Raw genomic sequence first — 24,374 nt, forward strand, 5'->3', positions numbered from 1 at the left:
CGTGACCGGTCGGTGGCGTTCCACTACCATTTCATTACATCGCCGCGCAGCGGGATCTCGTACTTTCGTGAAGCTCCTCGCGGGTCGGAATGGCACAGCGCACGTTGTCTGGAATCACGGTCTCGACAGCGCGCTCGTCACAGATCGACCGATGGCGGCAGGATCTTGATGTGGGATTCTGAAGAATTGCTCATCTCAGGCGGAGATAATGAAGCGGAAGAATCAGGTAAGGTTTGCATCCAGGTGCTGCGCTCTGACCGTTATCCTGGCCGCCGCGTGGACGGCACAAGCACAGGAGATCAAAACTCCGTACCCGAGCATGGCGCCGATCGGCCAGTACCTGATGGCACGATCCGCCGAGATAACGCTGGCGCGGAGCGCTGCGCCGGAAGCAATCTCGAGCGGCGCCGAGGTGATGGTCCTCGGATCGCATGGCTACGAAACCGCGGTGAAGGGCAGAAATGGTTTCGTGTGCCTGGTGGAACGGTCGTGGACGGCTGGGATCGACGATCCCAATTTCTGGAATCAGAAGATACGGGCGCCGATCTGCTTCAACCCAGCGGCGGCACGAACTTACGTTCCGCTAACAATCAGGAAGACCAATTCGGTATTGGCAGCGCGATCGAAGGCCCGGATGTTCGCGGATATCAGGACAGCCTTCGACAGAAAGGAGTTGCCAGCCATCGAGGCTGGCGCGATGTGCTACATGATGTCGAAGCAGGGATACCTGAACGATCGCGATGGCCACTGGCATCCCCACCTCATGTTCTTCACGCCTCTCACGGAGACCGCAGCCTGGGGTGCAGACGTCCCGGGATCGCCGCTCATAGGCTCGAAGGACGTCGAGGACGGATTGACCGTGTTTCTGCTCCCGATCGCGAAGTGGTCGGATGGTACAGCTGCGCCAACGGATGCGCACTGACGTGGGACACTGACGTGGGATGAAGCGGGGCCGGGTCCTGCTCTCTCGGCACGGAGCAAGACCCGCCATGTGCGCTCAAGGCGTCTGGGTGGCCTGCCAGGAGTCCAGGGAACCACCGCCGATCGCGATACCGCATGTGTAAGTGCCCTGTCCGAAGTTCGACCCGGACTGCGCGGACGCATTCATGTTTCCAGTCCACGTGGCCGTGCTGCTGTTGATCGGACATGGCGTCTGGAACCGGATGGCGCCGAAGTGGTCCACGCTTCCTGAAGACAGCCCATCACTGCTGGTAACGACGCCGCCGTTGATGTAGAGATACCGCGTCAGTGTGCGCGACGCGGTGCCGGATGGGCTGGGATACTTGAAGAAGAAGTTGTACGACCCATTGAATTGCGCGACGCCGCTCGGCGTCGTGGGTCCGTTCACACCAGCCGAGCAACCTGCGAGCACAAGAAGCGACAGGACGACAACCACGGACCTCATCGGACGTTGGTTCATCTCGGATCACTCCACAGGAAAGACGGTGTAGGCGGGCCCGCCGCCGGAGCCATCAATTGGGCGAGCAAGTATAGGTGAACGGGGCCCGGTTCACCACAGTTTTCTTTTTGGGGTCAGCTCTTGCCCCGCTTCCCGTCAGTCGCCGTTGGGCAGCAAGAGGCTAATCGGCCGGTCGCGGTGCGACGGAGGCAGTGAGGTTCGCGCGAACCAGATACGACAGAAGCTCCATTCGCGTTTCGCGGGAGAATATGCGCGCTGTATTCAGCGGGCGAATATGCGATGGTACGCCGCCAAGTTGTTCGCTCGCGCGCCGCATCACCCACACTGGCGCTCCGCTCGGGATGTCCTGCGGGTCGTCGCGGCCCAGCAGCACATTGCGGATGTTGAATGCATTCGGGAGGCCGTCGTAGAGCTCCGTCAACTTGCCGACGAAGCGTTCGTCGGTGCAAAGAAAGTAAAGCGGGCCTTTGCTCAGCAGCTCCGTCACTTCGGCGATGAGCTCCGGCTTCAACGTGACCTGTACTACGGGCTTCTGCAGTCTCTCTCCGAGAACATGCGCCTCGAGCGCGTGTGCCGACGTGGTGACGAGTATTTCTGCTCGCTCGATCTCGGGATTGTCGGCCGGCTCGCCAGCCAGAGTCTGGGTATTGACGGCGTGACTCACAAAACCGTAATCGTCTTCCAGCTCCCCGCACAACCATCGCAGCTGATCGTCATTGCATTCGAGGCAGGCGACGTGGAAGTGCACCGACTCCAGACTGCTGCGAGCGTAGTCGATGAACTGTCTCACGGGGATGCCGTGTCCGATGCTGTCTGCAAGGACCGGCACCAGCCACTCCGCGGTCGGAATCGACCGACCGCCTGGTTCCCTCCGAATCGACGCGAAGTAACCCCGCGCGCCAGGACGCTGTGTGACCATACCCTCGCGCTCGAGAACCCCATACGCGGCAGTGACCACGCGCGGATCAGCGTCCAACTCGCCCGAGAGGCGCCTCGCGCTGGGTAGGCGGTCCCCGTTCGCGATGCGTCCGAAGTGGACTCCGTTCGTGATGCGCTCTCTGAGCCTGGCCAGAACGTCGTCTCTTCGTCGCATAAAAAAGGGGGGATGATCAGGTGTTTAAACAGGACCCTGCCATTTATGCGGCATATCATGTGCCCGATAAATCGACTAATCGACGCTTGTGGCCATATCATCTGCATCATTACGGCATTCCCTATGCGTTGGCACGAGGAGGCGATGACATGATGCTATCGCTCGCATAACCGGATTTCGACCCGGAAGGGGGAGAAGCAACCTTGCGCCGTACGGAAACGCATCTCGCGTTGCGGCATTTGTCTGTCCTGCTGGTGGGGAGCGCGGCGTTGGTCGTCGCACGGCCGGCGGCGGCGCAGAGCAATTGCAGTTTCATCTGCAAGCCGACGATCTCCGTTGAGCCGGCCATGATCGAGAACCATCTCTTCTCGCACCCGACCACGCGCACACTCGCGACCGGCGCGGTGCAGCGGCTGCCGTCCACGACCAATCTCGAGCTCATTTTCGCGGCGGGAGCATCGACGCCGATCAAGCGGCTCTCGCTTTACGGCAGCGTGCAGTGGCTCCCCAACGCCAGCGAAAAGCGGAATCCGTTCACCCTGTACGGCGCGAGCGACATCGGCGACAAGGTGCGCGCGAACGCACCAACCGTCAGCGCTGGCATCTCGCTTGGCATCGTCGACGCGAGGGACACTAACGGGTGGCTCGGCGTGGACGCGCACATCGGTGATCTGTACAGCAGCGCAGCGCGGCCGCATGACTCTGGGGCGTACACGCACAAGCTGGATCTCGGGCTCGCCGCGAACTGGTCCTTGTTCGCAGGCTTGCCGACGCAAACCTACATGCACGATGTCGTGCTTTCCACGCTGCTGGACTACGTAGCAACGGGCCTGCCGAAAGCGGGCGACGAGGTTCCCAAAGGCGAGCGCGTGTTCCTGACCGGCGTGCACTCGGCGTCGCTGATCGTCGGGCTCGTATTCCCACTCGCATCGAAATAGACAATGCCAATTCACTCATATCTTGTCGCTCCGCGCATCACCGCAGCGCCTGCAATCGCCACCGCAATCCTGCTTGCATTCGGACCCGTAACGGCTCGTACGCAACAGCCGGTGAGCGTCAACAGCAGCAGCGTCGTCACCATCGCTGGTGTTGGATTCTCGTCGCCGGAGAACCTGGTGTACGATCCGCAGTCCAATGTGTACCTGGTTTCCAACATCAATGGAGGCGCGCGTGCGCGTGATGCGAACGGATTCATCAGCCGCGTCGCACCCGACGGAAAGATCCTCCAGCTCAAGTGGATCGACGGAAGTCACGCAGCCACGCGGCTCGATGCTCCGAAAGGCCTCGCCATTCACGGAGACACGCTCGCTGTAGCCGACGTGGGAGCGGTGCGCTTCTTCGATCGTCGCACAGGCGCAGCGCTGGGCGTTCGCATGGTACCAGGTCAGTTGATGAACGACGTCGCGTTCGCCTCCGATGGAAGCGTATACGTCACCGATACGGGCCCCGACGCGGGAAAGCCCGACAGCGCGGACCACGACGCGATCTACCGGCTATACCACGACGGCCGTACCGCGACTATCGCGAAAGGTCCCAGTCTGATGGGTCCCGATGGACTGGTCGTCACCGACAGCGGAATCCTTTACGCAACGTTCAAGGGACGCAGCGTCGAAGCGATCTCCAGTTCGGGCACGCACCGCGTGGTTGCAACGCTTCCGGGCAAACAGGCCGATGGTCTTCGACAGCTGCCAAGCGGGTCGTACATAGTGAGCAGCTGGGGTGCAAAGACCGTTTACAGGATGGAGCCGGACGGGAAGGTTCAGGCCGTGTTGACTGGCATCACGTCCCCAGCAGGTGTTGCCTACGATACAACGCACGACAAACTGGCCATCACGTCGATGCAGGACAACAAGCTTTACCTTCTCTCTCTGAGGTGATGCAGCCAGTGGACAATCCCTCGATTCGCATTGCGTTCCGCTCGCTGATCTCTCTGGCGTTCGCGGGCGTTGCTGTCACCGCCTGCACTACTCATGAATATCCTGGTCGCCGCGCAAATGACGCGGGTGATTCATCGGGTGTATCGGCGGTCGCACCAAGCGCCACCAGCACTTCCGCGGGTGAGAACGTGACTGGCGCAACAGCTCCAACCGGCCCGGGATGGGGAATTCCGGCGGACGGCGACTGGACTACGCAGGGGCGGGACTACGCCAATACGCGATACAGTCCACTTGCCGAGATAGATACCAACAACGTCTCGTCGTTGCGAATTGCATGGAGCTTCAATGATGGGGTGTTGCACGGTCATGAAGGGACGCCGCTCGTCGCGAACAACACGATGTATCTCGTCACGCCATTTCCGGACATCGCGTACGCACTCGACCTCACCAAGCCCGGCGCACCGATCAAGTGGACGTACAGACCCAACCCCTCGCCGATCGCGATAGGAAAGGCGTGCTGCGACGTGGTGAATCGCGGATGGCAGCTCGCTGACGGAAAGCTCATCTACAATCTGCTGGACGGTCACACCGTTGCCGTGGACGCCGCGACGGGGAAGGAAGTGTGGCGCACGCAGGTGTACGACGTGACGCAGGGTGTGACGATGACGATGGCGCCGGTGATCGTGAAGGACAAGGTGCTGGTTGGCAACAGCGGCGGAGAGATGGGTGTGCTTGGCTCGCTCACCGCGCTCGATCTCAAGACGGGAAAGATCGACTGGCAGGCGACGAGCACGGGTCCGGATTCGCTCGTCAAGATCGGCCCCGACTTCAAGCCGTTCTACTCGTGGATGCAGGGCAAAAATCTGGGAGAGACTACGTGGCCCGCGGGCGCGTGGAAGAACGGCGCCGGCGCGGTGTGGGGATGGATCACCTACGACCCGGACCTCAATCTCATCTACGCCGGCACGAGCAACACGGGACCATGGAATGCGCAGCAGCGCCCCGGGCTCAATCTCTGGACCAGCGGCGTGTTCGCCCGCGATCCGGATAACGGTATGGCGAAATGGGCGTTCGTGTTCACCCCACACAACGAGTGGGACTACGACGGCGTGAACGAGAACATTCTCGTAAACCTTCCGATCAACGGAAAACAGCGGAAGGTGATGGTGCAATTCAACCGTAACGGTTTCGCGTACACGATCGACCGCGCGACTGGCGAAGTACTGGTGGCAAGTCCGTTCGGTCACGAAAACTGGGCTTCTGGAATCGATTCGGTCACCAAGATGCCAATAGTCGTTCCGGAGAAGAAGACAGAGGTGCCGGGACATTGGGTGCGCGACATCTGTCCCGCTGATATCGGCGTCAAGGACGAACAACCGGCGGCGTTCTCGCCACGCACGGGTCTGTTCTACGTGCCAGTGCAGAACATCTGCATGGATTACAAGGGACGCGAAGTGAGCTACATCGCGGGCACTCCGTACTGGGGGGCAGACATGACACGCCACGTGGGGCCCGGCGGAAACTACGGCGAGTTCATCGCATGGAACGCATCCACCGGCAAGAAGGTCTGGGGCATTCCGGAGAAATTTCTGGTGTACAGTGGCGTTCTCGTAACCGGCGGCGACGTCGCGTTCTACGGTACGGTGGACGGCTGGTTTCGCGCCGTCAACGCGCGAACGGGAAAGATCCTCTGGTCTCAGAAACTCGGCTCCGGAATCATTGGCGCACCGATGACGTTCCGCGGACCGGACGGACATCAATACGTATCCGTACTGGCGGGTGTTGGCGGGGCTGCGATGGTTACAAAGGCGATGCCCGGATTTCCTGCGCGCGGTGGAACGCTCTACACGTTCGCGCTCGACTCGGCCGTACCAGCGATCGGGCAGACGTCGGCACCGGGCGTTCAGGGATCACAGAGTGGCGGATCCAGTAATGGCGCTCAAGCAAAGGGGAAGCGCTGATGACTATCCATGCGTTCGCTTTTCGCAGCGCGCCATGTTTTCGCGCCGCGGCGATTGCGTTGTTGATCGGCAGCGTTCAGGCGTGCAAGGGGCAGCCTGAACTGCTGCGGGAAGGATCCACTGGTGGCATTCCACTGCCAAAGGATTCCACTCTCGCACGTGTTGCGCTTGGCGATCTCGCGGGATCCACGCGCAACACGCTTCTCACCTCTATCAAGAATCCCTACGAGGGCAACACGGGTGCGATCGAGGCCGGAGGTGAGCTTTTCATTCGCATGAACTGTGTTGCGTGTCACGGTTACGACGCCAGAGGCGGCATGGGTCCGGATCTCACCGATACGTACTGGCGTTATGGCGGATCGCCTGCCGAGATATACAAGTCGATAAGTGAAGGACGACCGCAGGGAATGCCGGCGTGGGGAGCGATGCTTACGAGCGACGAATTATGGAAGCTCACCGCGTATGTTCAGAACCTGGGCGGCAGTTTTCCAGCGGCGCTTGCCGAGCAGGGGAAGCAGGGCAACCTCGGCACCACACTGGACACCGCAACCGGCGTGTTGAAGGGCCGCCAGAGCGAACCGTAGACGTGATGTCACTCCCATACATCATAGCGCAAACGCGGCTCGACTCGCATGCGCCGAGTTACATGCGCCCAGCCGGCGCTCCAGCCGGCGGCGAGGCGGTGCTCGGCTGGGCACTCACGATCATTGCAGTCGCTGTAACGGTAGTCATAGCGATTCTGCTCGTGGTTGCGGTGCTGCGAAAGCGCGAGGATCCGGACAGCACTACTAAACGGAATGCGTCCGACGGTACACCTCGCGTCAAGATAGTACCTGGCCTGTCCTGGATCTACGTCGGTCTCGCGATCACCGTGGTGATCCTGCTGGGAGCGTTCGGTGCAACTGTCGTATCGCTCGCCAGCTCGGCGCACGCGCCATCACGGCCGAAGATCACCATGGACATAACAGCGCACCAATGGTGGTGGGAAGTGCGCATGGAAGACTCGGTGCCGAGCGATGCATTCGTTACGGCGAACGAGATTCATGTACCGGTGGGAGTCCCGGTGGAAATTCGAGTCCAGTCGCAGGATGTGATTCACTCGTTCTGGGTTCCGGAGCTGTTTGGCAAGATGGATGTCATCCCCGGGCAGATCAACGTGACGTGGATGCGAGCCGATCGCAGCGGAACGTATCGGGGTGCCTGCGCAGAGTATTGCGGCCTGCAGCACGCGCACATGGCCTTCGCGATCACCGCGGAACCGCAGAAGATGTACGACAGATGGGCTGCGGCGCAGCGCGCCACCAGTGCCAATTCGCTACCGCCGAATGCAGCTCTGCCGCCGAACGTGCTTCATGGCGAGGCCGTCTTCGTTGCGACGTGCAGCGGATGCCACACGGTTCGTGGGACGAACGCGCTGGGACGTGTCGGGCCGGATCTCACTCACATTGCGAGCCGGCAGACCATTGGCGCGGGATTGATCGACAACACACCGGCAAATCTGATGCGATGGGTATCTGATGCGCAGGCGATGAAGCCGGGCGTGCTCATGCCCAGGATGGACCTCCGCCACGACGACGTAGCCGCCGTCGTCTCTTATCTCACGACGCTTCACTGACGAGCGCAAGGAGCACAACGTGGCAGCAACGCTCGACCCGGCCGTGACCACTTCTCTCCAGGCAACCTGGGAAACGCCGCCCGGAATCCGCGGGTTCCTGACGTCGGTCGATCACAAGACGATCGGCAAGCGCTACCTGGTGACCGCATTCGTCTTTCTCCTGCTCGGCGGACTCGAGGCAGCCGCGATGCGCGCGCAGCTGGCAGCCGCGAACCTGCATCTGCTGACACCGGAACAATACAACCAGCTCTTCACCGTGCACGGCGTGACGATGATCTTTCTGTACGCCGCGCCAATCCTGTCGGGGTTCAGCAACTACCTGTGGCCGCTGATGCTCGGCTCGCGCGACATGGCATTCCCGCGATTGAACGCGTTGAGCTACTGGCTGTTCGTTGGTGCGGGGTTGTTCATCTATTCGAGCGTGTTCAACGGCCAGATGCCAAATGCGGGCTGGTTCGACTACGTGCCGTACGCGGAGCGCGCTTTCGACCCTGGTCGCAATATCGACTTCTACGCTCTGGGGCTGTTGCTTCTCGGCATATCCACCACCGTCGGATCGGCCAATTTCATCGTCACGCTGTTCAAGACGCGTGCACCGGGAATGTCTCTCAACAGGTTGCCGATCATCGTGTGGGGAACGCTCACCGCGTCGATCGTCAATCTGTTCGCGTTGCCGTCGCTGTCGGTAGCCCTGATCTTCCTGTATCTCGACCGACGCTACGGCACGCACTTCTTCGATCCCGCGTCGGGTGGCAAACCGTTGCTCTGGCAGCATCTGTTCTGGATTTTCGGACATCCCTGGGTGTACGTGATCGTATTGCCGGCGATGGGAATCGTATCGGATGCACTCCCTACGTTCTGCCGGCGGCCACTGGTGGGTTACACTTTTGTCGCGCTCGCCACCATGGCTACGGGAGTGCTGGGATTCGGAGTGTGGCTGCACCACATGTTCGCGACCGGAATCCCGCCATTGGGGCTCGCGTTCTTCGGCGGTGCGAGCATGATCATCGCGATACCGAGCGCGGTTGGAGTGTTCGCGTGGCTCGCGACCATATGGTACGGCCGGCCCGTCCGAACCACCGCGTTCCTGTTCATGGTTGGATTCATACTGCTGTTCACGATCGGCGGTGTTTCCGGCGTGATGACAGCCGCTGTCCCGTTCGACTGGCAACTCACCGACACGTATTTCATAGTCGCCCATCTGCATTACGTACTCGTCGGCATCAACGTATTTCCTGTATTCGCCGGATTCTACTACTGGTTTCCGAAGATGACTGGCAGGATGCTCGATGAGCGACTGGGGCGCTGGAATTTCTGGACGATGTTCGTTGGAGTGAATGTTCTGTTCTTTCCGATGCACTGGCTCGGCCTCATGGGAATGCCACGACGCATCTACACCTATGACTCCGGGCTTGGCTGGAGTACGACGAATCTCGTTGTAACGATCGGCGCGTATCTCTTTGCAATCGGCGTACTGCTCTTCATCATCAACGCAATTCGTTCACTGAAACATGGCGTGCTGGCCGGCAACAATCCGTGGGATGCGCCGACTCTGGAATGGTCGGTGAGCTCACCGCCACCGCCATACAACTTCGCGACGATTCCGGTGATCGCGAGTCGGCACCCCTTGTGGGAGGATCGGCTCCCCGAAGAGGGGGGCGGTCACAGCGTGCTGGGCAACGGGCCGTTGCTCGACACGGGACGCGAGACGTTCGGGATAACTCCACTGGACGCCGAGCCGGATGTGGTGATGAAAATGCCGTCCGACAGTATCTGGCCATTCATGCTTGCGATAGCGCTGACGTTGACGTGCTTTGGGCTCGTGTGGCCGTCCACTGTCTGGACGGCGACCGGTTTGCTGATCGCAACCATTTCCGTAATTGCCTGGTTCAGTCCCCGGTCCGGAGCAAGGCAGCACGAGACCGTGGAGACATTGTTCGGAATGCTTCCGGTAGACGGCGAGGGATATCACTCAGTAGCGTGGTGGGGAATGGCGTGCGTCATCGCCACCGAAGCCGCGTTCTTCGCATATCTGCTCGCAAGCTACGCCTATCTCTCGGCATCTTCGATCAACCCGTGGCCGGGCGCGAGTCCCGATCTTCGTCTTGCGCTGCCGAACACGATCATTCTCATAGTGAGTAGCATCGTGCTTCAGTACGGCCGTCGACAGGGCGAGAACGGACGCCCGTCACGCCTGCGTGGAGCGATGCTCCTCACAGTGTTGCTCGGTATTGTATTTCTCGTGATCCAGGCGGCGGAGTTTCACAGCAAGCTCGCGACAGTGAGACCGACGACGGACGCGTATGGCTCACTGTTCTATACGATCACGGGCTTTCACGGAGCGCACGTGCTTGCCGGATTGGTAATGCTCGTTACTGTCCTGGTGCGTGGATCGCGCCGCGCGGCGCACGGAGGAAACAGCGGATGGCTCGCCATCGCGAATGTGACGATGTACTGGCACTTCGTCGACGTGGTCTGGATCTGCGTCTTCGCGTCGCTGTACGTCCTGCCGCACGTACGATGAGTACGCGGAACAATGCGGCGCCGACGCTCGGCGGGAGCAGCGTGGACCATCCGTCGCCATCACGCGGTACCGTAGGCCTTGCGTCGTTGTGGTTCGGGTTGGGCGGTGGCCCGATTGCGTGGAGTGTGTTCACGATCGCGATCTACGCTATCGCCGCACAGGCGTGTTACCCCAGGATGGTACCGCTGTCGACTCCAACGATGGGCGCCAGAACGTTGTATGTGTCACTGATCATCATCTCGTGTGCTGCCGTGATCGTTGGCGTTGCAGCGGGCCTGGTGTCCATGCGAAACTGGCGACGCACGAGCGGGGAAATCAGCGGCGATACGCACTGGGCACTCGATACCGGTGAGGGGCGCACACGGTTCATGGCGGTGTCGAGCGTGATGACGAGCGCGGTATTCCTGCTGGCGATTCTCGTGGATGTGGCCGCGATCGTGGTAATCAAGCCATGCTGATGACGGCGCGATACGTTGGCGTGCCGGGTGTGATAAATCGTATATTTTATCCATACCTGGATCCAAACGAGGAATCGATAGATGACCGTGACCGCCTCCCGTATCATCGCCGTCGCACTGCTGATCGCACCCGTTGGTGCTACGGCCCAGTCGTCCCTCCCGCGCGCGCCCGGTGCCCGAATCGTCACCGTTACACCAACGGGCAAGACCGGAAGCGAGCCCTCGATCGCCATCAATCACTACAGCCCCAACCAGATAGCCGTCACAGCCGGCAGCGGGCTGCTGGCCTATTCCACCGATTCGGCCCGCACCTTCACCACGGTGAATCCGGCCGGCGAAGGCGGGACGACTGGCGGCGATCCGTCGATGACCTTCGACGACCGCGGCAACCTCTACTTCTCATATCTCGCATTCCGTAAGCTCGGGACTGCGTCCTACTGGGCCCACGGCGCCACCGAAAATGGCGTCTGGGTAGTGCGCTCACCCGACGGCGGAAAGACGTGGAAGAAGCCAGTAGGCGTGAAGACGTGGACGGGACACGAGAGCAACATCAAGTTCGAGGACATGCCGCGTATCTGGGCCGACCAGAACGAGAAGAGTCCGCATCGCGGCAATATCTATTACGCGTGGATCGAGTGGGGTCTCGAGAATTCCATAGTTCTGTACTCGCGCTCGACAGATCAGGGAGCCACCTGGTCCAAACCGGTGCGGATCAGCACGATCGCAGGTTATCCGCGCGACGACAACGGATCGGTGGTCGGAATCATCGGAACCGTCGCGCCCGACGGAACGGTGTACATCGTCTGGAATCAGGGACTCAACATCACGCTCGCCGTGTCGAAGGACGGAGGTGCGACGTTCGCGCCGTCCAGGCCGATCATCGATGTTGGACCGCCCTACTTCGGCGGAACGGGCGGTGTTCCGGGCGTCGCGAGAACGATGGGCTTTCCGCAGATAAGTCTGGACCGCAAGTCGGGCGAACTGTACGTGACGTGGAGTGATTTCAGAAATGGCGACGTGGATGTGTTCATCTCACGCTCGTCCGATCACGGCAAGACCTGGACGCCAGCGATGCGCGTGAACGACGATCCGATTCACGACGGAAACGATCAGTTCTTCCAGTGGATGGCGGTCGATCCCGTCAACGGTGACGTGTACGTGCAGTTCTACGACCGTCGCGATGATCCCAACAACAGGAACACCCGCCTTACACTCGCGCGCTCGACCGACGGTGGAAAGACTTTCAGGAACTACGACTGGTCGGATCGCTCATTCGCCGGTGAGAACGCGAGCCTCGGCGATTACATGTGGATGGTCGCGTACGACGGACGTGTGTACGGCGTCTGGGCCGAGGCTGCGCCGGAAGGATATCAGGTAGAGGGGAATCCGAATCGGCCTGCGCCGACGGTGAGACGCACACCGACGATCTTCAGGGTGGGGACGGCAGATTTTCACGGAGTGAAATAAGCGGAGGCGTCGGATCGTGCATCGCGCCTGACACTCACTGCTCCGGTGTGGGCACGTTGGGCACCACGTAAGTCTTCCGAAGCGCATTCAGATACTCGCCATGGAGCGCGCGAATCGTATCGAACTCGCGCTTCACGGTCGCGCGGTATTCCGGATGAGTCGCGAAGTCGAACAGCAGGGCTGACATCGCCTGTGCGTCGACTACGAAACCCTTGTGGCCGACGTCGGTGAGTGCGTCGGCTTCCATCTCGTACGTGTGATTTGGCGCGTTCGACGTCCGGGCCTGGAAGCCCACCCCGGGGATGGCGCTCGAAACGCTCCCGGTCTCTTCATAGCCTTGCGGCTTTCCAGGCTCGGGTACGACACCAACGGCGCCGTACTTCTTCATGTACGCGAACGCAACCTCGTTGAGTGCGCCAACGCCGATGCCATCGCGATCTGCCCCATAGTGCTCGATCTTCACCTTCGTTCCCGTGGCGAGAGCCGCGGCGCGCGCGGCGTCGTCGACGATCTTCGACACCTGCGCGAGATAGACTTCGTCCGGATAGCGAACGTAGAAATCGGCGACGGCTCTATCCGGTACGACGTTCGGTGCAGTGCCACCTTCGGTAATGACGCCCTGGATCCGCGTCTCCGGACGCATGTTGCTGCGCATGGCGTCGATGTTGTTGAACAGGTGGATCGCAGCAGTTAGTGCGTTGCGCCCATTCCATGCCGTGAGCTGGTGCGCTGGGGCGCCGCTGAATACGTACTTGACGCCGTCGATGTTCATGCAGCACGTGCCAAATCCGGCGGCAGGACGGGTCGTGGCGCTGGACGAGTGGCTTCGCACGAGGATGTCCATTCCGTCGAAGACTTTCGACTCATACATCACGGTCTTCGCGTTCGGTGGCATCATCTCCTCTCCCGGCGTGCCGAACACCGTGACCGTTCCGGGTGTTCCGGTTTTCGAAAGGAATTCCGCGACGGCGATCGCTGCAGCGAGACCGATCGGTCCCTGGGTGCTGTGCTGGTCGCCATGGAATGCGCCCTTCGTTCCGCGCAGGGCGTCATACTCGACGATGACGCCCAGACTTGGTCCACCATGGGTCTTCGTGTAGCGTGCTACGAACGCGGTCGGCAGTCCCGGCGTTCCCATCTGCACCGTAAAGTCGTGTCGCTTGAGGTAGTCGGTGAGCAACTGCACGGAGCGCTTCTCCTCGAAGCCGATCTCCGGATGTCGCGTGATGTCGTCGCCGAGCGCGAGCAGATCGGTATCCATCAACTGCTTCGCTCGAGCCACGACCTGATCCCGGGCCGCGTTCGGACCGGTCAGCCGCGCAACCAGTGCAGGGAGTTTGAGCGAGCTCTCGAGCGAGTCCAGTTGCCGGACGACGTCGCGCGCCGATTCCCGCTCGGTCGGCGTTTCCTGAGCGCTGAGGGCAAATGGGACGAGCAGTGCGAGCGAGGCAAACGGGAGGATGCGCATTGGCAGGCAGAGGAAATGGGGAAACGTGCCCGAATGTGGCAGAGACGTGCATCGACGTCAATAGCGGTAAAGGCCGTCATCGCTTCGCCGCGTGCGAGGCAAGTTCCGTCCCGAACAAAACCAATTCGTGGTCCGCAGCATCCAATATGTTGACGTCGCTCCGCTGACGCTCCTCCATTACTGACGATACAGTGAAATCACCGCTGTCCATATTTCTGCGCTGCACCAGGGCGCTAGACACCAGATCCATCTCCAAAGCTGTCGCACGGCCGGCGATACTCGTCTCGCTGGTCGCTTTTGTTGCCTGTGCGCGTACCAGCGTAAACGCCGCTCCAGCAACCGAGCGCACGCCTCATGGTGTGGATGTGACGCTCGTCACCGACGAGGTCGACGCTGCGCTCGGCATCATCCGGAGCGCTGCGTCCGGTGAAATGCCGACTGCTCGACAATGGTCTGCGCTCTTTGAATCGCAGGGTTACGACCACCTCAAGGAGCGCGAAGCGTCGATGGGCAGGGCGTTCACGGATTCGTCGTTTGCACAGTTCCTTACCGCGGATTCCGTGGCCGCTCGGCTACCCGCAATAGCGCATGTGGTACCTGAGCTCGAGCGCATCGATGTGACTTCGGCTGCACGCATGGCGCTTGCGTATCTGCCAGTGGGGACGCCGATTCGCGCGCGGCTCTATCTCGAGATCAAACCTCACACCAACAGCTTCGTGTTCACCGGAAGGGACTCGGTGCCGTCGATCTTCATCTATGTGAAGACCGATGAAACCGCGGTCCAGCTCAACAACACACTCGCTCACGAGCTGCACCACATCGGCACGAATGCAGCGTGTCGCAACGCACCGAGTGCCGATTCGACGCACATGACACCCGCGGAGCGGATGCTGCTCGAGTACCTGACGGCGTTCGGCGAAGGCCGCGCAATGCTCGCCGCTGCGGGTAGTCCTGACGTACATCCTCATGCAACCGACGCGGATTCAATTCGCGCGCGCTGGGATCGCGATGTCGCGCATGCACCAGCAGACATTGCCGACTTATCGGGATTCATCACGGATGTGATCGCCGGCCGGATTGCGACCGCGGACTCCGTTCAACGTCGCGGCAACTCCTATTTCGGAGTGCAGGGCGCGTGGTACACCGTCGGCTGGCTCATGGCATCGACCGTCGAGCGTGAGGCAGGGCGTGCCGCACTGATCGGCACACTCTGCAATCCGGTCGGTTTTCTGTCACAGTACAACCACGCCGCGAAGCAGTCGAACTCGAGCAAGGGTGCAAGGCTTCCGCTCTGGCCCGCGCCGTTGATCGATACGCTCTCGCGGATGGCACGCGCGCCGCGGAAGTAGGAGCGACATGCATAGACAATGCATTCATGTAGGTTTCTAGCCAATGGCGCGGAGTGATTCACGGCGTGGAACCTCCGCCACAACTACTGGAGGATCACATGACAATGAAGGACGCAGCCGACCCATGGCGCGCTATCGTTGCTTCGTCGGTCGACTGGCGCGAAGCGCACGCGACATTCGATGACGCGGTCGCGGGTCTGAGCGCCGAGCTCCGCGGCCGCCGGCCTCATCACTACCCGCACTCCGCGTGGGAGCTGGTTGAACATATTCGACTGGCGCAGGCCGATCTGATCGCGTTCATGCGGGACGCATCGTACACCGCACCAAAGTGGCCCGACGATTACTGGCCATCCGATCCCGCACCACCAACTGCCGCGGCGTGGGACGAAAGCATCGCGGCTGTGCAACACGATCGGGAGGAGCTCAAGACCCTCGCCGCGCGTCCCACACTCGATCTCGCCGCGAAGATTCCGTGGGGTGATGGACAGACATACCTGCGCACCATCCTCGTCGCGACCGACCACACTGCTTATCACGTCGGTCAACTGATCGCGGTGCGCCTGATGCTCGGCGCGTGGCCCGCTGCGTGATCGAGTCACCCTTGATCACAGCGTCGTGGTCGAGTCTTTTCGGACACGTGAATAAGCAGTGCGTTTGGGATTTGGTGGGCAGGCGTCAGTTGAACTTGACCAGGTCCTTGAAGATCAGTTGACCCCAGCTGTTTCCGCGCGCCTGCACGAGCAGCCCACCTTCCGAAAGCCCACCAAGTTGGATCGGCGCGAAACCGAGATTTTCTGCAAGCGCGGCAATCTCCGCCGCTGCGCCGTCATCGTCGCTCGAGAGGAACACGACTCTCCTGCCACCATGGACTGCCGGATCCTGCTCGAGGATGCCAGCGGGCAGATGGTTGAAGCCCTTGACCAGTCTTGCCCCAGTGAAGGCCTGCGCGACGACCCTGCCGGAAGGCTGTCCTCCCAACTCCTCAGCGGGGACGCCGTAGGCATTGGTCACATCGACGATGATCTTTCCCTTCCAGCTCGGCAGCGCCTTCGCGACATCCCTGTGCGATCCGTAGCCGACAGCCAGAAAGATGATGTCTGCCTTGATGGCTTCTGCCAGTGTCCTGGGAACGATCGTGGGTCCGATCGCCGCCGCAGCGGATGCAAAGCTTTCCGGGTCGTGCGTGGTTGCAACGGATACTTCGATTCCCTTTCGGGCGAATGCTCTGGCCAGAGCCTGGCCGACTTCGCCGAAGCCAATAATTGCGTAGCTCATAAATTTTCCCTTTGGTTGACCACACCCTACGGCCTCCATCTCGAATGGAGCGACCGCCCGGGCGTGGCGTGTCAGATTTGCGCCAGGCCGCCGTCGACGGCGAGCTCGCTGGCGGTCATGAAGCTGCTGTCCGACGAGGCGAGAAAGGCAGCCGCCGCTCCGATCTCCACCGGATCGGCCATGCGCTGGAGCGGATTCATCGAGGCAAATACCTTCATGCCCTCCTCGCCCACCGCGGCCTTCGCGAGTTCGGTCGCCGTCGGCCCGGGCGACAGCACGTTTACCCGGATGCCGGTACCCTTCAGGCCCTCCGCCCAGCTCCGCGCGAGGTTGCGCACCGCCGCCTTGCTCGCGCTGTAGACGCTGAATGCCGGGGCACCGGTGGTGCCCGCGCTCGACCCGGTCAGGATGATCGAACCACCATGGCCCATCAGCGGCAGTGCCTTCTGGACCGTGAAGATCGTACCCTTCACATTGGTGTCGAAGGTTTCGTCGATCCCGGTAGCGCCACCTGTGATCGCGGCGGTCTTTCCATTCAGTCTGGTCATGTCGTACATATTCCCTTGGAGATCTACGAAAGCGAGCAACTACTTACTTGACGGCAGTATGGAGCGTTACTAACCTTAGATCAAGTATGCACCTTTTGGTAAGTATCAAGGAATGACGACGCCTTCTCAGACCTGCGGTACGGGCTTTTCCTGCGGGCTCGACGCCACCCTCCACATCATCTCGGGCAAGTGGAAACCACTGGTCCTGTTTTTCCTGCGCGACGGCCCGAAGCGCTACGGCGAGCTCAAGCGCTTGACCCAAGGCGTCAGCGACAAGGTGCTGATCCAGCAATTGAAGGATCTGGAGGCCGATCACGTGCTGGTGCGGACCGACTACAGGGAGGTGCCGCCGCGCGTGGACTACGCGCTGACCCCGCTCGGTCGCAGCCTGGCCGACGCGCTCGTTCCGCTGTGCACGTGGGGAAACGAGAACATGGCGGTAACGGCAAGGATCGTGGCCGCGCGCGACACGTTGCCTTAGCGGGATGCTGAAGAATCGCTGAGTCGCACGACCCGCCGCGTTCGTGGAAGGGCGGCGGATCGAATCCTACCGATTGCTACTGCATTTTCTTCTGCGCGGATGGAAGAGGCGGTACGATCACGACCGGCGCGATATTGAGCGCACGCAGACCTGGCTCGATGATCTTGCGATCGCCGACAACGACGATGGCCATGTGACTCGCATCGAGGTGCGCCTTCCCTGCTCTCGCCGCGTCTGCACTTGTTACCCGCTCGAGATTCGGGACCAGGCTCTGGTAATACTGAAGATTCAGATCGTCGCTCAGAAGCGTATTCACCGCGCCTTCGCGCGCAAGCGTAGTCTCGAACTGCAGCGGCAGCCGTTTCACAGACGCTGACTTGGCGAACTCGAGCTCGGTCGGGGTTATCGGCCTCGCACCACCGACATCGCCGATGTCTCGCATGAACGCCAGAACAGCGCTATCGGTCTTTTGAGCTTCAACAGCGGCGCCGGCGCGGAACACACCGGATTCGGGCGGACGCCGAAATTCGAATTCCGATGTGGCGCCATAGGTGAAGTGACGCCGCTCGCGCAGGTCCAGGTTCAGACGACTATTGAAAGCGCCACCCAGTGCGGTGTTCATGAGCTCCGTGGCGTAGTGATCCGGCGCATCTCTGCGCGGACCTGGGGCGCCAACGAGTATGACACTCTGCGCCGAACCGGGTCGGTCATAGATGTAGATCGCGGTAGCGCTGGCACCGTGCGGAGGTGGTGGCGTGACACGAGCGCGAGTACCGGCTTTCCAATCGCCAAAATAGTGCTGCAGCTTGGCCACCGCCGCGTCGGGGGTAATGTCGCCCGCGACAACGAACTGAATATTGGGCGGGCGGTAGTATGTCTGGTAAAAGTGTTCCACATCGTCACGCGTCATCGAGCTGATCTCGGCCGCTGTCGTGCTGCGCGCGTACGCGTGGCCCGCGCCATACAGGACATTCAGGAGAACCCGATCGGAAAGATATTGCGCGTCGTCGTTCTGACGTGCAAGCTGAGCGATCTCGTTTGCTTCGATGCGCTTGAGAGCTGCTTCGGGAAACGCAGGGTTGCGCAGCTCGTCTCCCATCAACGCAAGCGCGCTGTCCGCGTTCTGGGTTGTCACAAGAAAACTGGTGGCCGATACGTAGTTGCCGAGTACCGATCTCGCGTCCGCGATCTGCGCGGCACTGCGCGACTTTGTCGCCTCGCCCAGTAGCTGCATCACCACACCGGAAAGCCCCGTCTTTCCCGCGGGATCTGCCGTCCCCGGTATGTCGAGCACGGCATCGGCCTGAACGACTGGCGTCCGATGATCTTCGAGAACGGCCACACGAATTCCATTGGACAGCGTTCGCATCTGAATTGCCGGGAACGCCAGCGATGCGTCGCCGTTTGGCGCCGGCGCTACGGTGCGATCGAACGTCTCCGGCGTTTCACGTATGCTGTCGGCGGGTGTATTGCTCGCGGCCGTCGCAGTTGCTGCCGGCGATGCAGTGGCCGTCGCGCCGCCGGCTGGAGTGGCGATGACGTACGCTTTCGTCGTGTCGGCCGCCAGCCCGAGCTGGCCTGCCGGCACCATGCTGAGTACCACGCGCCCGCGGGTGAGGTACTTACGCAATACGCGTGTAACGTCAGAGGGTTTCACGTCGAGCGATTGTTCTGTCTCCTTGACATACGCGAGCGGGTCGCCGTCAAAGACCTGGCCCTGCAGGAGCGTCTCGGCCTTCCGCATTGCACTTTCGAGCTGCAGCACGAGCGACAGTGTCTCCTGACTCTTGTAGCGTGCGATCTCCGGCGCGGTCGGCGGTGCATCGCTCGCGAGTGACGTGAGTGTGGAATCGATGAGATGTTCGATCACCGTGAGAGACGCACCAGGACGGGGCTGCACGGTGATGGTGAATTCGCCCGCTCCGTCAAAGCCGCTCTGCCACGCCATTACCTGCGTCGCAAGCTGTCGGTCGTACACCAGCAACTTGGTGAGACGACTGGTACGATCGTGCCTCAACACCTCGGCCAGCGCTGACAGTGCTGCATTGTCCGGGCTGTGGTTGGAGACAGTCGGCCACGCGATCATAAGGCGCGGCAGCGTGGCTTTGGTGTCTTCCAGCACGATCCGCTTTTCGCTCGGCAGCGTTACCGGTGCGACGATGGGTTGAACGACCTTGTGCCCAGCCGGTATCGGTCCGAAGTATTTCGATACGAGCGACAGTGCCCTCGCGGGATCGAAATTCCCTACGATCGCAAGCGTTGCGTTGGCTGGCGAATAATTGGCGCGAAAAAACTGCTTGACGTCACCGAGCGTCGCTGCATCCAGGTCGCGCATGGATCCGATCGTCGGCCATGAATACGGATTGGATGCTGGAAAGAGCGCCGCGCTCATCACTTCCGAGGCGGAGCCGTACACCTGATTATCCACCCGCTGCCGGCGTTCGTTCTTCACCACACCGCGTTGCGCGTCGAGCTTCGACTGATCCAGCGAATCCAGCAGGAAGCCCATCCTGTCCGACTCGAGCCACAGAGCAGTCTCCAGTCGATTGGACGGAAGTGTCTCGAAGTAGTTCGTGCGATCGCTGGCTGTGCTGCCGTTCATGTCGCCGCCGGCTTCCTCGACGATCCGGGCGTGCTGGCCGTTGGGGATATGCTTGGTCCCCTGGAACATCACATGCTCGAATAGATGTGCGAAGCCGGTGCGGCCTGGTGTTTCGTTGCGAGATCCGACGTGATACCACACGTCGACTGTTACGACGCGTACAGCGGTATCACGCGATAGCAGAACCGTCAAGCCGTTCGGCAGCGTGTGCCGCTCGACTGGAAGGTGCGGAATGTTGAACGCCTGCTGCGCCTGCGCAGCGCCGGCGATCAGAGTGACGCACAGCGCCGTCAGAAATCTCGTTGGTCGCATCACGGTGTGCGGTAGCGTAAGCCGACGGACGTCGTGCGTCCGGCCTGCTGAATGACATTGATCCGCTCGTACGCGTAGTTGTTGGCGGCGTTATCCATCTGGACGAACCCCGACACCGACGACGTGATGGTCTTTGTAAGACCTACGTTGAATTTCGTCCACGCAGGGTAGTCGACGTAGTACGGTCGCTGGTCACCGCGGAACTGACCGGAGAATATTGCGTTCATGAATGCATACATATCGAGGTCCCGCCAGGTAGCCATGTGTGTTGCCGCGAAGTTGATCACGGTGCCGCTGAACGGCGTGTAGGTGCCCACCAGTCCGGCAGTCCACTTTGGGATGCCTGGCAGGACGTCACCCGTCTTCACGATTCCCACATACAGAGGTGAAATGTCTTCCGCCACGCTGCGGGCCGATCCAAACTGACCACGGAGCGACAGCGATTGTATCGCCGTCAACGTGCCTGTGAATTCCCATCCGGTATTTCGAATGCGTCCGAGGTTCACGGACTTCGTCATGGCCTGTCCCGCAGGCCCCGTATCCGGAAGCGTTATGCCGCCAACCTGATTGATGGCTGCCTGGTTGTAGTAGGTGATGCCGACAGATCCCTTGTTGCCGAAATACAGCTCGCCGCCCATGTCGAGGCCCCGCTGCAGCGTCGGCAAAAGGCCCAGGTTGGGGACCCTCACTTCGGAGGCGGTTATGAAACCGAGCCGATTGCGAGGATCGGCCAACACAACCGTCGATCCGAATCCAGCGCGTGCCTTGACGGTCATCGCATTGAGGCTGTGCACGAATGACAGCCCGACACGGGGCGACCAGTACGTACCGTTTTCACCCGGGCTCTGATCGCCATGCATACCACCGGTGAGGTAAAGCGTCTTGAGCCACCCGACCTGTGCCTGTCCGAATATGCCGTTGATGTGACTGGTACTACGCGACGAGCTCGACAACTGCGCTTGCGTGTAATCGACCCGGTCGCCACCGGCAACGACGGAATATTGCAACGCGTCGCTCATTGCCGCGTCGTAGCTCGAAGTGAAGTGCACCGAGCGCGCCGTGGAGTTCGACTGATCCACTGCTTCCGGATCGCCGACCGTCGCGCTCCGCGTGAATGTCGCAAACGTGTTGTCATCGGACCCCATCGTCAGCGTGTTGCGCCATCCCACGATCGGCTCTGCGGTGATTGTTCCGGCGAGCGTGGAGATCTGATATTCGTATCTGTTCCCCGGGTCGCCCATACTGATGGGGCGATGCTGTGCAACGGCAATCGGATCGAGGATGCTGAGGCCCTGGTGATATGCCATGCGAGTGTCGCGAAGGCTCAGATTGCCACTGAGGATTCCCTGGTCGAAACGCATGCCTCCATGGAAGTTCCGCTGCTCGCCGTGACGATATTTCTCGAAGTCGCCTTCACCCTCCCACGAACCGTCGACCGTGTATCCAGCGGTTGCGTTGCCGCCGCTTACGCCGAGTCCGACGTCCTTTCTCAGAGGGCTCGCGTCTGGATTGTACTTGTGGGCTATCGTGCCGAGTTGCACCTTGCCGGTCACTTCCGGCTTGGCCGAGTCGTCGGTGCCGTGCTTGGTGAATATCTGCATCACACCGCTGGATGCACCGGATCCGTAGATCGTGCTCGCTTGCGGGCCGCTTATTATCTCGATGTGATCGACAGTGGCCGGGTCGATGTTTCTGATGCGCGACGGATCGTCCAGCTCCACGCCATCGACCAGCACCTTGAACGTCGACGTTCCTCCGCCGAGGTCGGTCGTGCCGCGCACCGAGAAGTTGGCATAGCCGCCGATTCCGGGCGTGTCATCGCGCGCGACACCGCCGGGCACCATGTAGTTGAATACCTGATCGATCGATGTGATGTTCTGTTCCTGCAGCTGCTTGGCGGTAACGATTGTAATCGGAGACGGAAGTGCACGCACTTCTGTCGGGATCACGGTGCCAGTTACAACGACGCGATCGAGTCCATTCGCGGTTGCGACCATCGCGACGTCCGGCACGGATGTGTCGGTTCCGCTTGCGCCAACGGTGATATTCGCCGTCGTCGGTTGATAACCCAGCCGGCGGAAGTGCAGCGTCAGAGTCTTGCCCTCGTCCAGACCGGTGAGCCTGTACTCGCCAGCGTCGTTCGTTGTCGCCCTGCCTGCGCCTGCACCAACGCTGACAGACACTTTCGCCAGCGGCCTTTTCGTCGCTGCATCGATGACTCTGCCACTCAGCTCGCCGTCCGGCAACGCAACCACTACCGGCTGCGCTACGAGCGTCGCATTCCCATCTCGGCCGAACACAACGTCGATCCCCGATTCGACAAGAACGCTCGTAAGCGCCGCGACGAGGGTGATGTCTTTCGCTTTGAGGTTGATGCGAGTATCGGGCTTTGCACCATGCTTCAGTATGTCATCACTGTACCACACTGCAATTCCGGCCTCGCTCGCGATCGTTCCGATCGCATCCTTCAACGTCGCGTTATCCAGGTTCAATGCCAGTCGCTTGTGCAGGATTGCCGCTCTGCTTACATCCAGCGCAACTGGCGCACTATTCGCACTCGCCGCGTAGAAGAAATGAGGACCTGTTGTCGTCCCATCAGTTCCCTGTCCACCCAACGCTGAAGCCGCCGTGAGCGATATGGCGATAGCGAGCGGCATCCAGACATTCCTGCAATTCATGCTCTACTCCGGTGAATGAGATACATCCAGGAAGAAACAGAGGCCAAAGACCGATCCATCGCCCGGTCAGCGCGCATTACTGGGCCCATTGCTGCGCGAAGTGCCATCACGCGGATAGAACGTGACGACGCGTCCGTCCTGACGAACGTGGGCGCCGAGCGTGAGTGCCAGATGCTGCATCGCCGCCTCGGCGGTCTCGCCGCGAATCGTCGCGGTGATTCGTCGGGCGCGCAATGCCGGATCCGCGACACGGACGTCGATGTCGTACCAGCGCTCGAGTTCATGGATAGCAATCCGCACCGGCACGTGATCGAACACGAGTTCGCCGTGCATCCATGAGGTATAAGTTGCGAGCGACACGTTGCGGGCTCGTATCGCAGTGCCGTTGGTATCCAGCGTCGCCAGATCGCCGCGCGTCAGAACCATGAGGGGACGGCGGCGCCTGCTGGAGTCGGGCGCGCTCACTCCGGGGCGGTCCCAGAGACCGACAGAACCGCTGACGACCACTACTTCGGTCGTGTGCGCCTCGGGATATGCGCTAATCACGAACGAAGTGCCGACGTCCTTCGTGACGGCCGTGGTCGTATGGACGACGAACGGCCGTGTGGTGTCGTGCACCACGTCAAAAAAAGCGCGGCCCGTCAGCTCTACGTCGCGCCGGCGTACTCCATCGCTGCCAGCCCTGTCGAAGCTCGATGGAATGCGGAGCTTGCTATCAGCCGCAAGCGTTACCCGGGTTCCATCTGCGAGATCGAGCGTGGCCTGCTGTCCACGTGTCGTCGCAATCTCGCGCATCGGTGCGCTCGCCGGCATTACACTCTGCGCAGGCTCATGCATCCTGACGTAGACGCCACCGCCTGCCATAACCAATACTGCTGCGGCAATCGCGAGGTACGACGATGACCAGCGTGAACGCGCCGGATAACCCGTCAGTGGTTTCCGCCGAAGCACCACTGCTGGATCGGTGGTTTTCTGTGCCGTGATCTCCGCGCCGGGAATGTGACGCGCAAGACGGTCCCACACTTCACCCTTGTCCCATTGTGGCGGTGTGGCGTTCTGATTCCACGCGGCTCGCAATTCTTCTATCGACGCGGCGCGATCCGGGTCTCCGGCGGCCCAGATACGAATCGACTCGGCTTCGGCGAGCGGACTTGTCCCGGATACATACCGGAGCAGCGCATCAGGTCGCGGATCGGAAATCAGGCGTCGAATTGGCGTCATCAGACAGCCAGACGCGTCAGCCCCG

Annotated in this window: 19 protein-coding genes and 1 pseudogene; 12 read left to right on the forward strand and 8 right to left on the reverse strand. The window is 61.0% G+C overall.

Annotation, left to right across the window (positions count from 1 at the left end):
• The first annotated feature begins 208 nt into the window (after positions 1-208).
• The gene (locus V4529_03875; protein MES2357460.1) at positions 209-922 is read left to right on the forward strand and encodes a hypothetical protein; all 714 of its coding nucleotides are present in this window, start codon (positions 209-211) and stop codon (positions 920-922) included.
• A gap of 75 nt (positions 923-997) precedes the next feature.
• Here V4529_03875 and V4529_03880 read toward each other — a convergent pair whose 3' ends face one another.
• On the reverse strand, positions 998-1,405 hold the full coding sequence (locus V4529_03880; GenBank protein MES2357461.1) for a hypothetical protein: 408 nt from the start codon (positions 1,403-1,405) through the stop codon (positions 998-1,000).
• A gap of 175 nt (positions 1,406-1,580) precedes the next feature.
• Positions 1,581-2,513, reverse strand: coding sequence for a GntR family transcriptional regulator (locus tag V4529_03885; GenBank protein MES2357462.1), 933 nt, complete (start codon positions 2,511-2,513; stop codon positions 1,581-1,583).
• Between the two features lie 203 nt (positions 2,514-2,716).
• Between V4529_03885 and V4529_03890 the strand changes: the two genes are divergently transcribed.
• The 8 genes from V4529_03890 to V4529_03925 all read left to right on the forward strand — a co-directional run bounded on the left by V4529_03890 (position 2,717) and on the right by V4529_03925 (position 12,415).
• Complete coding sequence (locus tag V4529_03890; protein ID MES2357463.1) at positions 2,717-3,451, forward strand: hypothetical protein; 735 nt, start codon at positions 2,717-2,719, stop codon at positions 3,449-3,451.
• A gap of 3 nt (positions 3,452-3,454) precedes the next feature.
• Positions 3,455-4,390, forward strand: a complete 936-nt coding sequence (locus tag V4529_03895; GenBank protein ID MES2357464.1) for an SMP-30/gluconolactonase/LRE family protein — start codon at positions 3,455-3,457, stop codon at positions 4,388-4,390.
• A gap of 8 nt (positions 4,391-4,398) precedes the next feature.
• Complete coding sequence (locus V4529_03900; protein MES2357465.1) at positions 4,399-6,351, forward strand: PQQ-dependent dehydrogenase, methanol/ethanol family; 1,953 nt, start codon at positions 4,399-4,401, stop codon at positions 6,349-6,351.
• Positions 6,351-6,935 carry a c-type cytochrome gene (locus tag V4529_03905; GenBank protein ID MES2357466.1) on the forward strand — a complete coding sequence of 195 codons (585 nt, stop codon included), beginning with the start codon at positions 6,351-6,353 and terminating at the stop codon, positions 6,933-6,935. Before V4529_03900 ends, V4529_03905 begins: the two co-directional genes overlap by 1 nt.
• Before the next feature lie 5 nt (positions 6,936-6,940).
• Complete coding sequence (gene coxB, locus V4529_03910) at positions 6,941-7,966, forward strand: cytochrome c oxidase subunit II (protein MES2357467.1); 1,026 nt, start codon at positions 6,941-6,943, stop codon at positions 7,964-7,966.
• A gap of 19 nt (positions 7,967-7,985) precedes the next feature.
• Positions 7,986-10,490, forward strand: coding sequence for a cytochrome c oxidase subunit I (gene ctaD, locus V4529_03915; GenBank protein ID MES2357468.1), 2,505 nt, complete (start codon positions 7,986-7,988; stop codon positions 10,488-10,490).
• Positions 10,487-10,948: a hypothetical protein gene (locus V4529_03920; protein MES2357469.1), complete on the forward strand. Its 462-nt coding sequence runs from the start codon at positions 10,487-10,489 to the stop codon at positions 10,946-10,948. Before ctaD ends, V4529_03920 begins: the two co-directional genes overlap by 4 nt.
• 81 nt (positions 10,949-11,029) lie before the next feature.
• Entirely contained in the window at positions 11,030-12,415 is a 1,386-nt protein-coding gene (locus V4529_03925; protein MES2357470.1) for a sialidase family protein, read from the forward strand.
• A 34-nt stretch (positions 12,416-12,449) separates the two neighbouring features.
• Here the strand turns inward: V4529_03925 and V4529_03930 are convergent, their stop codons facing one another.
• Positions 12,450-13,883, reverse strand: coding sequence for a peptidase dimerization domain-containing protein (locus V4529_03930; protein ID MES2357471.1), 1,434 nt, complete (start codon positions 13,881-13,883; stop codon positions 12,450-12,452).
• A 191-nt stretch (positions 13,884-14,074) separates the two neighbouring features.
• Here V4529_03930 and V4529_03935 point away from each other — a divergent pair, with 191 nt between their 5' ends.
• Both V4529_03935 and V4529_03940 read left to right on the forward strand, forming a co-directional pair.
• Positions 14,075-15,232: a DUF5700 domain-containing putative Zn-dependent protease gene (locus V4529_03935; protein MES2357472.1), complete on the forward strand. Its 1,158-nt coding sequence runs from the start codon at positions 14,075-14,077 to the stop codon at positions 15,230-15,232.
• 98 nt (positions 15,233-15,330) lie between these two features.
• Positions 15,331-15,822, forward strand: a complete 492-nt coding sequence (locus V4529_03940) for a DinB family protein (GenBank protein MES2357473.1) — start codon at positions 15,331-15,333, stop codon at positions 15,820-15,822.
• Positions 15,823-15,907: 85 nt separating this feature from the next.
• Here V4529_03940 and V4529_03945 read toward each other — a convergent pair whose 3' ends face one another.
• A complete protein-coding gene (locus V4529_03945) occupies positions 15,908-16,507 on the reverse strand; it encodes an NAD(P)-binding domain-containing protein (GenBank protein ID MES2357474.1) in 600 nt (199 codons plus the stop codon).
• Positions 16,508-16,578: 71 nt separating this feature from the next.
• A pseudogene (locus tag V4529_03950) lies at positions 16,579-17,004 on the reverse strand (SDR family oxidoreductase).
• Between the two features lie 163 nt (positions 17,005-17,167).
• On the opposite strand from V4529_03950, the gene V4529_03955 reads away from it, so the two are divergent.
• Positions 17,168-17,536, forward strand: a complete 369-nt coding sequence (locus V4529_03955; protein ID MES2357475.1) for a helix-turn-helix domain-containing protein — start codon at positions 17,168-17,170, stop codon at positions 17,534-17,536.
• 76 nt (positions 17,537-17,612) lie between these two features.
• Here the strand turns inward: V4529_03955 and V4529_03960 are convergent, their stop codons facing one another.
• The 3 genes from V4529_03960 to V4529_03970 all read right to left on the reverse strand — a co-directional run bounded on the left by V4529_03960 (position 17,613) and on the right by V4529_03970 (position 24,349).
• The gene (locus V4529_03960) at positions 17,613-20,450 is read right to left on the reverse strand and encodes a pitrilysin family protein (GenBank protein ID MES2357476.1); all 2,838 of its coding nucleotides are present in this window, start codon (positions 20,448-20,450) and stop codon (positions 17,613-17,615) included.
• Positions 20,450-23,128: a TonB-dependent receptor plug domain-containing protein gene (locus V4529_03965; protein MES2357477.1), complete on the reverse strand. Its 2,679-nt coding sequence runs from the start codon at positions 23,126-23,128 to the stop codon at positions 20,450-20,452. Before V4529_03965 ends, V4529_03960 begins: the two co-directional genes overlap by 1 nt.
• 66 nt (positions 23,129-23,194) lie before the next feature.
• Positions 23,195-24,349, reverse strand: coding sequence for a FecR domain-containing protein (locus V4529_03970; GenBank protein MES2357478.1), 1,155 nt, complete (start codon positions 24,347-24,349; stop codon positions 23,195-23,197).
• Positions 24,350-24,374: the final 25 nt, after the last annotated feature.

The sequence above is a fragment of the Gemmatimonadota bacterium genome, assembly GCA_040388625.1.
Taxonomy (GTDB): domain Bacteria; phylum Gemmatimonadota; class Gemmatimonadetes; order Gemmatimonadales; family Gemmatimonadaceae; genus Fen-1247.

What these genes read in the sequence shown, in the direction of transcription:
- V4529_03875 (MES2357460.1), top strand. Translation starts at nt 209, where the DNA reads ATGAAGCGGAAGAATCAGGTAAGGTTTGCATCCAGGTGCTGCGCTCTG.
- V4529_03880 (MES2357461.1), bottom strand. Translation starts at nt 1,405, where the DNA reads ATGAGGTCCGTGGTTGTCGTCCTGTCGCTTCTTGTGCTCGCAGGTTGC.
- V4529_03885 (MES2357462.1), bottom strand. Translation starts at nt 2,513, where the DNA reads ATGCGACGAAGAGACGACGTTCTGGCCAGGCTCAGAGAGCGCATCACG.
- V4529_03895 (MES2357464.1), top strand. Translation starts at nt 3,455, where the DNA reads ATGCCAATTCACTCATATCTTGTCGCTCCGCGCATCACCGCAGCGCCT.
- V4529_03905 (MES2357466.1), top strand. Translation starts at nt 6,351, where the DNA reads ATGACTATCCATGCGTTCGCTTTTCGCAGCGCGCCATGTTTTCGCGCC.
- coxB (MES2357467.1), top strand. Translation starts at nt 6,941, where the DNA reads ATGTCACTCCCATACATCATAGCGCAAACGCGGCTCGACTCGCATGCG.
- V4529_03920 (MES2357469.1), top strand. Translation starts at nt 10,487, where the DNA reads ATGAGTACGCGGAACAATGCGGCGCCGACGCTCGGCGGGAGCAGCGTG.
- V4529_03925 (MES2357470.1), top strand. Translation starts at nt 11,030, where the DNA reads ATGACCGTGACCGCCTCCCGTATCATCGCCGTCGCACTGCTGATCGCA.
- V4529_03930 (MES2357471.1), bottom strand. Translation starts at nt 13,883, where the DNA reads ATGCGCATCCTCCCGTTTGCCTCGCTCGCACTGCTCGTCCCATTTGCC.
- V4529_03940 (MES2357473.1), top strand. Translation starts at nt 15,331, where the DNA reads ATGACAATGAAGGACGCAGCCGACCCATGGCGCGCTATCGTTGCTTCG.
- V4529_03945 (MES2357474.1), bottom strand. Translation starts at nt 16,507, where the DNA reads ATGAGCTACGCAATTATTGGCTTCGGCGAAGTCGGCCAGGCTCTGGCC.
- V4529_03955 (MES2357475.1), top strand. Translation starts at nt 17,168, where the DNA reads ATGACGACGCCTTCTCAGACCTGCGGTACGGGCTTTTCCTGCGGGCTC.
- V4529_03960 (MES2357476.1), bottom strand. Translation starts at nt 20,450, where the DNA reads ATGCGACCAACGAGATTTCTGACGGCGCTGTGCGTCACTCTGATCGCC.
- V4529_03965 (MES2357477.1), bottom strand. Translation starts at nt 23,128, where the DNA reads ATGAATTGCAGGAATGTCTGGATGCCGCTCGCTATCGCCATATCGCTC.
- V4529_03970 (MES2357478.1), bottom strand. Translation starts at nt 24,349, where the DNA reads ATGACGCCAATTCGACGCCTGATTTCCGATCCGCGACCTGATGCGCTG.